This window comes from Simplicispira piscis (genome assembly GCF_054783455.1).
Map to the genome: position 1 here is coordinate 1 of NZ_BAAGQN010000028.1, position 10,647 is coordinate 10,647.

The window sequence follows — 10,647 nt, forward strand, 5'->3', positions numbered from 1 at the left end:
ACTTGTTTGACTTCTTCATGGCTCAATCCTCTCAGAGAAAAGAGCCTCCTCAAAACCCGGGGCGATTCATTTGCTTCAATAACAATAGCTGCTAGCGCTTTACCCATAAGAGCTAGAGGCCAAAAACACTCAAACTCCATGCGGTAGCAACCGTTGCAGCAGCCCTTCCGCTCCAGCCTTCCCCCGCTCTGGGGGCAAGCCCGCCTGCCACCGGGCCGTTCTGCAACAATGCCGCACGACCTAGACAACGTGACCCCTCTCTACAAAGAGGAAGCTGGAGAAGTGCCTTTCGTAGTTGCTATGTGGCGAAATTCTCATGCCAAATCAGCCTTTAGCAGCTGTGGAATAAGCGAAAGCAGCTATGAAAACCATAGTGAATGCAAGGTAACTCTGCCATGAAGAAAGCAACCAACGCCACCGAACCCGCAAACCACATCGCGGTATTCCAGGAAACCACCATCCGCCGCGTCTGGCACAACGAGGAATGGTGGTTTGCACTCAGTGATGTCATTGTGGTGTTGACCGATTCAGCAGACCCTCGGCAGTACATCAAAAAGATGCGCAGCCGTGATGCGGCGCTTGATGCCAACTGGGGTACAACTTGTACCCCCCTTGCGCTACTGGCCCCAGACGGCAAGATGCGCGAAACCAATTGCGCCAACACCGAAGGCCTTTTCCGCATCATCCAGTCCATCCCGTCGCCCAAGGCCGAACCCTTCAAACGCTGGCTGGCGCAGGTGGGCTACGAGCGGGTGAAGGAAATCGAAAACCCCGAACTGGCCAGCGCTCGTGCGCGCGAGCTGTACCAGGCCAAGGGCTACCCGCAGGCATGGATTGAAAAGCGCCTGCGTTCCATCTCCGTTCGTGGGGAGCTGACCGACGAGTGGAAGGCGCGGGGCGTGGCGGAGGGAAGGGAGTATTCGATACTCACCGCCGAAATCGCCCGCGCTACTTTTGGCGTGACGCCTGGCGAGCACAGCCAGATCAAGGGCTTGGACGTTGTGAAGACGGGCAACAACCTGCGCGACCACATGACTGATCTGGAGTTGATCTTCACCATGCTGGGTGAAGCCAGCACCACCGAGATTGCCCGCCGCAGCGATGCTGTGGGCTTTGATGAAAACCGTACTTCCGCCAAAGAAGGCGGAAAAATTGCCGGTAACGCCCGCAAAGCGCTGGAGGCCAAGACGGGTAAGAAGGTGGTGAGCAAGGCCAATTACCTGCCCGCGCCAACCACGTCCGATCTGTTGGCAGACATTACGCCAGCCCCGCCCGCAAAGCCCAAAGCGCGTAAATAACAGCCAGCTTCATCGTCTGCATCGATGAGAGCGGCGACGAAGGCTTTGATTTCCTGCTGGGCGAAAAGGCCGCCGGGCCCGTTCACAGCCGCCAGCATCCCCCGGCCGCGTCGCGCATCTGACATGCCTGTCCGGGTGCCCCACCCATAATTTGGGCATGACGACCTCCCTCCGCTCCACCCTTGATTTCCTGCTCTATAACTGGCTCCAGGCCGAATCGCTCAGCGCACGCGAGCGTTTTGCCGACCATTCGCGCGAGACGTTTGATGCCGTGCTCGACACCTGCGAGCGCATCGCGCGCGAGAAGTACGCGCCGTTCAATCGCACGGTGGACACGCAGGAGCCGCATTTCGACGGCGAAAAAGTGATCCTGCCGCAGGCGACCAAGGATGCGTACGACGCCTACGCCGCCTCGGGCATGCTCAGCGCGGCGCAGGATTACGACATTGGCGGCATGCAGTTGCCCTACACGGTGGACGCGGCGGCCAATGCCTTTTTTGCCGTGGCGTCGATCAGCATCAGCTCCAGCCTGCTGAGTGCGGGCAATGCCAATCTGCTGATGGTGCACGGCACCGATGTGCAGAAGAAGGTGTTCGCGCTCAACGAGTTCTCGGGGCGCTTCTCGGGCACCATGTGCCTGAGCGAGCCGCAGGCGGGCTCATCGCTCAGCGACGTCGCTACACGCGCCGTGCCCGATGGAGCTGGTTTCGAGGCTGATCCGCTGGGCGCGCGCTACCGGTTGACCGGCAACAAGATGTGGATTTCCTCCGGCGAGCACGAGCTGTCAGAGAACATCGTCCACCTTGTGCTGGCCAAGATTCCCGACGAACACGGCAAACTGGTGCCCGGCACGCGCGGCATCTCGCTGTTCATCGTGCCGAAGAAGCTGGTCGATTTGGAGGGCAACCTCACGGGTGTGCGCAACGATGTGGCGCTGGCGGGCCTGAACCACAAGCTGGGCTGGCGCGGCACCACCAACACGCTGCTCAACTTTGGCGAGGGCAAGTACCCGGTGAACGGCCAGCCCGGCGCCGTGGGCTACCTGGTCGGCCAGCCCGGCAAGGGCCTGGCGTGCATGTTCCACATGATGAACGAGGCGCGCATCGGCATCGGCATGGCTGCCACCATGCTGGGCCTGGCGGGCTACTACGCCAGCCTGGACTACGCCAAGAACCGCCCGCAGGGCCGACCCGTGGGGCAGGGCGGCAAGGATGCCGCGCAGCCCCAGGTGCGCATCATCGAGCACGCCGACGTCAAGCGCATGCTGCTGGCGCAAAAGAGTTATGGCGAGGGCGCGCTGGCGCTCAACCTGTTCTGCGCCCGCCTGGTGGACGAACAGCATACCGGTGCGCCAGACGCCGCCGACGAGGCGCGCCTGCTGCTCGAAGTGCTCACGCCCATCGCCAAGAGCTGGCCGAGCGAGTTCTGCCTGGAGGCCAACTCGCTGGCCATCCAGATCCACGGCGGCTACGGCTACACGCGCGACTTTCCGGTGGAGCAGTACTGGCGCGACAACCGCCTGAACATGATCCACGAGGGCACGCACGGCATCCAGGCGGCCGACCTGCTGGGCCGCAAGGTGCTGATGGAAAACGGCCGGGGCATGCAATTGCTGGCCGGGCGCATGCAGGCCACCATGGCCCAGGCCGCTGCCGTGCCTGAACTGGCAGGGTATGCGGCTGCGCTGGGCGACGCCTTGCAGCAGGTGGGCAGCGCCACGCAGGCCGCCTGGGCCACCAGTAACCCCACCGAAGCGCTGGCGAACGCCGTGCCCTACATGCAGGCTTTTGGCCATACCGTGCTGGCCTGGACCTGGCTCGACGTAGCCCTGGCTACGTTACGCTCGGATGCTATGCTTTCAATAGCTGCCAGCGCAGGAAGAATGGGCGCTGCACGCTATTTTTACCATTACGAATTACCGAAAATCGGCGCCTGGCTGCAGGTAGTGAGTCGCCGCGACGCCACCTGCGCCAACCTGCCTGAAAATGCTTTTTGAGCCGCAGCAGTGCGCAGGGATTGGTGTCCCCCACGGCTTGAAGCCGCGATGTGGGCAGCGCAGTGGCCCAAGGCAGGTTTGAATACCATGCCCTGTGCACAGGCCTGTGTTCCGTTGCCGTGCTGGGCGTACCAATCGCGCAGGCGACAGGTTTTGCAGTAACGGCATCGCACAATCTTTTTTTATGCCGGGCAGCCGCTGTGGTCTGACCCGGCTTATTCAACCTTCAGGAGACAACAACATGACCCGTACCATCCAGCAATTGTTCGACCTCAAGGGAAAAACTGCACTCGTCACCGGTGGCTCGCGCGGCCTGGGCCTGCAAATGGCGCATGCGCTGGGCGAGGCTGGAGCCAAAATCATGCTCAGTTCGCGCAAGGCTGCGGACCTGGAAGCGGCCACCGCCGAACTGCAGGCCGCGGGCATTGATGCCCGCTGGATTGCGGCGGACTGCGCCCAAGAGGCTGAAATCCACCGCCTGGCCCGCGAGACGATGGAGCGCATGGGCAACATCGACATCCTGGTCAACAACGCTGGCGCCACCTGGGGCGCACCGGCCGAAGACCACCCGCTGGACGCCTGGGACAAGGTCATGAACCTGAACGTACGCGGCTACTTCTTGCTGAGCCAGTACGTGGCCAAGCACAGCATGATCGGGCAGCGCAGCGGCAGCATCATCAACGTGGCCTCGATTGCTGGTTTGGGCGGCAACCCCCAAGGCATGAACACCATTGCCTACAACACCTCCAAGGCGGCGGTGATCAACTTCACGCGCACGCTGGCAGGGGAATGGGGCAAGTACGGCATCCGCGTCAACGCCATCTGCCCGGGTTTCTTCCCGAGCAAGATGACTGCAGGCCTGCTCAAGACCCTGGGTGAAGAAAACCTGACGGCCCATGCCCCTCTGGGACGCCTGGGCGATGATGAAGACCTCAAGGGCCTGTGCGCGTTGTTTGCTTCGGATGCAGGCAAGCACATCACCGGCCAGTACCTGGCCGTGGATGGCGGCGTGAGCGCACTGGTCGGGGGCTGACCAGCATGGCCACGGCCGCCGAGTCCAGCCTGGGGTTTGGCGTTGAAATCCCTTTCGTCAACCTGCTGGGTTTCGAACTGGTGTGCATGCAGGACGGTGCATCCGAGCTGCACTACGAAGCGCGGCCTGAGCACCTCAACTCGTTTGGCGTGACGCATGGCGGCGCCTCGATGACGCTGCTCGACGTGACCATGGCCACGGCAGCGCGCAGCGTGGCGCCCGAGCTGGGTGTGGTCACCATCGAGATGAAGACCAGCTTCATGCAAGCCGCGCAGGGCCCCTTGGTGGCCAAAGGGCGTTTGATCCACCGCACGGCCACCATGGCCTTCACCGAAGCCACGGTCTTCGACGCCAAAGGGCGGCCGTGCACCCACGCCACCGGCACCTTCAAGTACGTGCGGCGCCTGCCGGTCGGGCCGGGCAGCGTGAACGAGCTGCGCGCCATTGCCACCGATTGACCTTGCCGTTGCCCACGGTATCTATTTCAGGTCAAATTGGCATCTAGCGCTTGATGGTATTGCGAAAGCAGCTATCAAATTTATAGTAATCATTTTCAGGAGTGCTTCCATGCCCCGCAATCAACAGATTCTTCTCGACAACCGCCCACAGGGCGAAGCCGTGGCGAGCAACTTCAAACTGGTCGCCACCGATACCCCCACGCTGCAGGACGGCCAGGTCCTGGTGCGCAACCATTATTTGAGCCTGGACCCCTACATGCGCGGCCGCATGAACGATGCCAAGAGCTACGCCCAGCCCCAACCGCTGGGTGAAGTCATGCAGGGCGGCACGGCAGGCGAAGTGGTCGAGAGCCGCAGCCCCAAGTTCGCCGTGGGCGACAAAGTGGTGGGTTTTGGCGGCTGGCAGGAGTACAGCGTAGTGGACGCCAGCCAACCCGGCTCCTTGAAAAAGGTGGACACCACGCACGTGCCGCTGTCGCACTATCTGGGCGCCGTCGGCATGCCCGGCGTGACGGCCTGGTATGGCTTGGTGAAGATCATTGCGCCGAAAGAGGGTGATACCGTGGTGGTCAGCGCCGCCACCGGCGCGGTGGGCAGCGCCTTTGCCGCCCTGGCCAAGGCGCGCGGCTGCCGCGTGGTGGGCATTGCCGGTGGCCCCGACAAATGCAAATACGCCGTAGACGAACTGCACTTTGACGCCTGCATCGACTACAAGGAACACAGCGACGGCAAGGCCATGGGCAAAGCGCTCAAGGAAGCCTGCCCCAAGGGCATTGACGGTTACTTTGAAAACGTGGGCGGCTGGATCATGGACGCGGTGATGCTGCGCATGAACGCCTTTGGCCGCATCGCGCTGTGCGGCATGATCGCCGGCTACGACGGCGCGCCCCTGCCCATGGCAAACCCGGCGCTCATCCTGGTGAACCGCCTGAAGATCGAAGGCTTCATCGTCAGCGAGCACATGGAAGTCTGGCCCGAGGCGCTGACCGAGCTGGGCACGCTGGTGGCCACCGGCAAGCTGCGCCCGCGCGAGAGCGTGGCCGAAGGCATTGCCGCAGCGCCCGAGGCGTTCCTTGGCCTGCTCAAGGGGAAGAACTTCGGCAAGCAGGTCGTCAAGTTGGTATGAACATGAACAACCCCCTGAGTAACCGTCTTCAAAGTCAAGTCCTATGAAGCGAAGCATCCCAAGGTTTGCCTGTTCTGACCATGGCGTTGAGCATGGTCAGCATGCTTGCGCATGCACGCGACCAAGGCCACCTTGGGCAGCTTGCCTGCGGCCCTCAGCCCCTTCTCTCGGTTATCGCCGGGAAGGGGGACGAGGCCAGCGCCCGGAGTGCAGACGACATTTCCATCTCGTGGCGGCCCTTGCGCGGCGTCCCTGGTATTGGGTCGTGCCAGATTCGCAGGGCGTGAATTGATCTGCAGCGCAGCGTAGTGGAGCATTGCAATGACGTTGAGCTGGACCTGCAAGCGCTTTGATGACCTGGGCGTGCACGCCCTGCACGATGCGCTGGCCTTGCGGTGCCGGGTGTTCATTCTTGAGCAAGGCCCTTACCAGGACCCGGATGCCGCCGACAAGCAGGCCTGGCACCTGTTGGGCTACAACGCTGCGGGCCAGCTCCAGGCCTGCCTGCGCGTGGTAGACCCTGGCGTCAAGTTTGCCGAGCCCTCCCTTGGCCGCGTGGTGACGGCGCCCGAGGCCCGTGGCCAGGGCCTGGGCCGTGCGTTGATGACCGAGGGCCTGGCGTGCTGCGCCAAAGCGTGGCCGGGCAGGGCGGTGCGCATCAGCGCACAGGCGCATCTGCACGATTTTTATGCGGCGCTCGGTTTTGCGCCGGTGGGCGCGCCCTACCTGGAAGATGCCATTCCCCACATTGAAATGCTGCGCCCCGCAGAGCCAGCCCTTGCCAAGGAGACACCATGAGCACAGAACTCATCCTGCACCACTACCCCGCGTCGCCATTTGCCGAAAAAATCCGCATGGTGCTGGGCTTCAAGCAACTGCCCTGGAAGTCCGTCATCATCCCCAGCGTCATGCCCAAGCCCGATGTGGTGGCGCTGACGGGCGGCTACCGGCGCACGCCCATCCTGCAGATCGGCGCCGACATTTACTGCGATACCAGCCTGATCTGCGAGGTGCTGGACCACAAGCAACCCGAGCCCGTGCTGTATCCGCCGCACTTGAAGGGCGTCTCCCGCGTGTTCGCCCAGTGGGCCGACAGCACCCTGTTCTGGACGGCCATGGCCTACAACATGCAGCCCAAGGGCGTGGCCGCGCTGTTCGCCAAGCTGCCGCCCGAGGCCGGGGCGGCCTTTGCCGAAGACCGCAAGGCCATGAGCGTGAACATGACGCGCCTGCGCACGCAGGATGCCGCGCCCGCCTACCGCTCCTACCTGCGGCGCATCGCGCACATGGTCGAAGAACACGACTTTTTGTTTGGCATTGCGCCCTGTGTGGCCGACTTTGCCGCCTACCACCCGTTGTGGTTTACGCGCGTGTGCACGCCGTCGGTGGCCGATGTGTTCGACCATGTGCCCGCCGTGCTCGAATGGATGGATCGCATGGCCGCACTGGGCCATGGCCGCATGGAGCGGTTCACCGCCCAGGACGCCATCACCGTGGCCGCTGGTGCCGAGCCGTTGCCGCACATGAGTGATGTGTTCCAGGACGAACATGGCATTGCCCTGGGCAGCGAAGTCACCGTGGCGCCCGAGAGCTTTGGCCCCGAGGCCACGCAGGGCACGCTGGTGGCCGCCACCCGCACGCGCTACATCCTGCGCCGCGAAGACCCGCGTGCAGGCACCGTCAATGTGCATTTTCCCCGCATTGGTTATGTACTAAAGAAGGCAACCTCCTGAGATACGCCGCTCCGTGCAGCCGCCTGACGCGGCAGCTCTTTGAGGCCGTCCAAGCCTGCGCAGGCAGGCTTGGAGCCGCGGCTCTCAGCCCCTTCTCTCGGCTACGCCAGGAAGGGAGACACCGCCAACGCAGCGGGGCAGCCCTTGCGCAGCGGTCGCTGGCCTGGGCGGCGCCCGTTTCAAGTACGACGCCCTGAATCATCAACAACTGAAGGAGACACATCACATGATCGAAAATTTTACAGGCAAGACCGCGGTTCTGACGGGAGCGGGTTCTGGCTTTGGGCTGGAATGCGCGCGCATTGGCGCCCGTTTGGGCATGAACCTGGTGCTGGTCGATGTGCAGCAGGACGCGCTGGACGCCGCCACCGCTGAGATGCAGGCCGCAGGGGCCCAGGTGCTGGCACGCAAGGTCGATGTGTCGAACGCTGCGCAGATGGAGCAGCTCGCACTGGATGTGCAGGAGCGCTTTGGTGCGCCGCACCTGGTGTTCAACAACGCTGGCGTGGGTGCCGGCGGCCTGGTGTGGGAAAACTCGGTGAGGGACTGGGAATGGGTGCTGGGCGTCAACCTCATGGGTGTGGTGCATGGTGTGCGCCTGTTCACCCCCATGATGCTCGACGCTGCCGCCAAAGACCCGGCCTGGCGTGGCCACATCGTCAACACGGCCAGCATGGCCGGTTTGCTGGCGCCGCCCAACATGGGTATCTACAACGTGAGCAAGCACGCCGTCGTCAGTCTGAGCGAAACGCTGTACCAGGATCTCTCGCTGGTCACGGACCAGGTCAGCGCCAGCGTGCTCTGCCCCTATTTTGTGGCCACGGGCATCAACGACAGCCATCGCAACCGACCGGATGCCTTGCAGTCGGGCAAGCCCACCAAGAGCCAGCTCATCGGCCAGGCCATGATTGGCAAGGCGGTCAGTTCGGGCAAGGTGACCGCCGCCGAGGTGGCGCAAAAGGTGTTCGATGCCGTGGGTGCGGGCCAGTTCTATATCTACAGCCACCCCAAAGCCATCGGCGCCGTGCAGACGCGCATGGAAGACATCCTGCAGGCGCGCAACCCCACCGACCCCTTTGCCGACAAGCCCGAGTTGGGCGTGCAGTTGCGTGCACAGTTGCGTGCCAACTGAAATATGGGTGAAAATAGTTGCTAACGCTCATGGAATAAGCGTTAGAAGCTATTGAAAGCATAGTAATGAGCACGTTGGCAGGCCATGCTTTGTTCGAAACCGCCATAGGCGTTTGCGGCATCGCCTGGGCGCCACGCGGCATTGCTGCGGTGCAGTTGCCCGAGCAGGACGCAGCAGGCACCCGTGCGCGCCTGCTGCGCTATGCCGGCCCCTTGCCAGAAGCAGCCCCCCCGCCCGAGGTGCGCGCCGCCATGGCCCAGATTGCGGCCCTGCTGGCAGGTGAGCCGCACGACCTGAGTGCCCTGGTGCTGGACATGGGCGGCCTCACCGACTTCCAGCGCCGTGTGTACGCCATCACCTGCCGCATCCCCCCAGGCCAGACACGCACCTATGGCGAGATTGCCGCCGAGCTGGGCGACAGACACCTCGCCCGCGCGGTGGGACAGGCGCTGGGTTTTAACCCCTTTGCGCCGGTGGTGCCCTGCCACCGCGTGCTGGCAGCGGGGCAACGGCCAGGCGGTTTTTCTGCGCACGGCGGCGCAGCCACCAAGCTGCGCATGCTGGCCACTGAAGCTGCTTTTGCTGCGCAGGACGGGCAGCTTTTTTAAAACGCCTTTGCACGGGGCGTGGCAATTTCTCCCCTGTTCCTCCCTTGCGCAACGCATGCCAGCGTTTCTCATGGGACGGCTGTCGGCCCCAAAGAGGCTGGAGGCCGCCCAGGCGTGTGTTTCATTCTGTTTCCCAATCATCCGTGTCTCGGCGCGAAGCCGCAGACAGTGCTGTAGCACGGCAAAGCGAAGCAACAACGACACGGATGGTTTAGAAATCGAACTAGAACCCGAGTTTTGATCCCGCCCCGAGCAGGGTCGCGATCCCAAGGAGCGCAAAAATCGCGGCGGCTATCGTATGCACCAGCTTCATCGGGATTTTTGACGCGAGCTTGTCGCCGACGAACACGGCAGGCACATCGGCAATCAGCATCCCGAGGGTGGTGCCGATCACCACCATCAAAGGTGCCGCGTAATGCGCGGCCAGAGCGACCGTGGCGATCTGTGTCTTGTCGCCCATTTCGGCCAGAAAGAAGGTGATCAAGGTGGCGCCGAACACGCCAAACCTTTGGGCGATCTGTGCTTCCTCGTCTTCAATTTTGTCCGGAATCATGGTCCAGGCGGCCATGCCGATGAACGACAGGCCCAAAGCCCAGCGCATGATCTCGGGACTGACCACCGCAGTGATCCAGGCCCCGAGAGCACCCGCGAGGCCATGATTGACCACGGTAGCAGCCAGGATGCCGAGGATGATTGGGACAGGCTTTTTGAAGCGGGCTGCGAGGATGAAGGCGAGGAGTTGGGTTTTGTCGCCAATTTCAGCAAGGGCGACGACTCCGGTCGAGACAAGGAGGGATTCCATCAATGTTTCCAGGCCGGTTTACAGACGATTGACCACCACGCATCCCCGGCCAATCGGAGGCGTGGTGGTCAAAGGTCTTGCCAAGCGCATTCTGTTTCCAAATCATTCCTAGGCGCGAAGCCTACGATCAGTGCTGTAGCACGGCAAGGCCAAGCAACAACGACACGGATGGTTTGGAAATGGAATCAGAGACCGCTTACGCCATGACCGGTGGGTCAAGTATGTTGACGTAAGCCTCTTCGATGCGAAGAGAGGCTACTCCCCAATGACCCGAAAATTATAGCGGTGGCGGCCCGTCCATTGCAGAGCTGCGAGGGCGATACATCGGCTGGGCGCAGATTCGCCTTTTGTCGTTGATCGAAGGGGTTGGTTTTGCTCCGGAAAAGAGCGTTGCGCCCTCATGATGAAGTCTTGTTATCCGGTAAGGCAGCAACCCTACAATGGTTATTGCCCTGATTTTG

General features: G+C 62.5%; 10 protein-coding genes, 1 pseudogene and 1 riboswitch. Of the genes and pseudogenes, 9 read left to right on the forward strand and 2 right to left on the reverse strand.

All coding sequences use genetic code 11. From position 1 onward, the window contains the following. Positions 1-395 precede the first annotated feature (395 nt). The 5 genes from ACYVOC_RS17380 (at position 396) to ACYVOC_RS17400 (ending at position 5,911) form a co-directional block, all read left to right on the forward strand. Positions 396-1,298: a BRO-N domain-containing protein gene (locus ACYVOC_RS17380; protein WP_461162603.1), complete on the forward strand. Its 903-nt coding sequence runs from the start codon at positions 396-398 to the stop codon at positions 1,296-1,298. Positions 1,299-1,455: 157 nt separating this feature from the next. Continuing rightward, the gene (locus ACYVOC_RS17385; protein ID WP_461162604.1) at positions 1,456-3,294 is read left to right on the forward strand and encodes an acyl-CoA dehydrogenase; all 1,839 of its coding nucleotides are present in this window, start codon (positions 1,456-1,458) and stop codon (positions 3,292-3,294) included. 241 nt (positions 3,295-3,535) lie between these two features. Continuing rightward, complete coding sequence (locus ACYVOC_RS17390; protein ID WP_461162605.1) at positions 3,536-4,327, forward strand: SDR family oxidoreductase; 792 nt, start codon at positions 3,536-3,538, stop codon at positions 4,325-4,327. Positions 4,328-4,332: 5 nt separating this feature from the next. Next, entirely contained in the window at positions 4,333-4,785 is a 453-nt protein-coding gene (locus ACYVOC_RS17395) for a PaaI family thioesterase (protein WP_461162606.1), read from the forward strand. 109 nt (positions 4,786-4,894) lie between these two features. Further along, positions 4,895-5,911: an NADP-dependent oxidoreductase gene (locus tag ACYVOC_RS17400; protein ID WP_116003809.1), complete on the forward strand. Its 1,017-nt coding sequence runs from the start codon at positions 4,895-4,897 to the stop codon at positions 5,909-5,911. 34 nt (positions 5,912-5,945) lie between these two features. Here ACYVOC_RS17400 and ACYVOC_RS17405 read toward each other — a convergent pair. Beyond that, positions 5,946-6,069, reverse strand: a pseudogene (locus ACYVOC_RS17405) (IS110 family transposase); the annotation flags it as partial. A 163-nt stretch (positions 6,070-6,232) separates the two neighbouring features. Here ACYVOC_RS17405 and ACYVOC_RS17410 point away from each other — a divergent pair. The 4 genes from ACYVOC_RS17410 (at position 6,233) to ACYVOC_RS17425 (ending at position 9,384) form a co-directional block, all read left to right on the forward strand. Further along, positions 6,233-6,709 (forward strand): GNAT family N-acetyltransferase, encoded by a 477-nt coding sequence (locus ACYVOC_RS17410; RefSeq protein ID WP_461162607.1) that lies wholly within the window; start codon positions 6,233-6,235, stop codon positions 6,707-6,709. Continuing rightward, a complete protein-coding gene (locus ACYVOC_RS17415) occupies positions 6,706-7,644 on the forward strand; it encodes a glutathione S-transferase family protein (RefSeq protein ID WP_116003811.1) in 939 nt (312 codons plus the stop codon). The genes ACYVOC_RS17410 and ACYVOC_RS17415 overlap by 4 nt, the downstream gene beginning before the upstream one ends. A gap of 226 nt (positions 7,645-7,870) precedes the next feature. Then, entirely contained in the window at positions 7,871-8,776 is a 906-nt protein-coding gene (locus ACYVOC_RS17420; protein WP_461162608.1) for an SDR family oxidoreductase, read from the forward strand. A 65-nt stretch (positions 8,777-8,841) separates the two neighbouring features. After that, positions 8,842-9,384 (forward strand): methylated-DNA--[protein]-cysteine S-methyltransferase, encoded by a 543-nt coding sequence (locus tag ACYVOC_RS17425; protein ID WP_461162609.1) that lies wholly within the window; start codon positions 8,842-8,844, stop codon positions 9,382-9,384. Between the two features lie 223 nt (positions 9,385-9,607). Here ACYVOC_RS17425 and ACYVOC_RS17430 read toward each other — a convergent pair whose 3' ends face one another. After that, entirely contained in the window at positions 9,608-10,186 is a 579-nt protein-coding gene (locus tag ACYVOC_RS17430) for a TMEM165/GDT1 family protein (protein ID WP_461162610.1), read from the reverse strand. Positions 10,187-10,315: 129 nt separating this feature from the next. Then, positions 10,316-10,462, reverse strand: a riboswitch (yybP-ykoY riboswitch). Between the last annotated feature and the right edge of the window lie 185 nt (positions 10,463-10,647).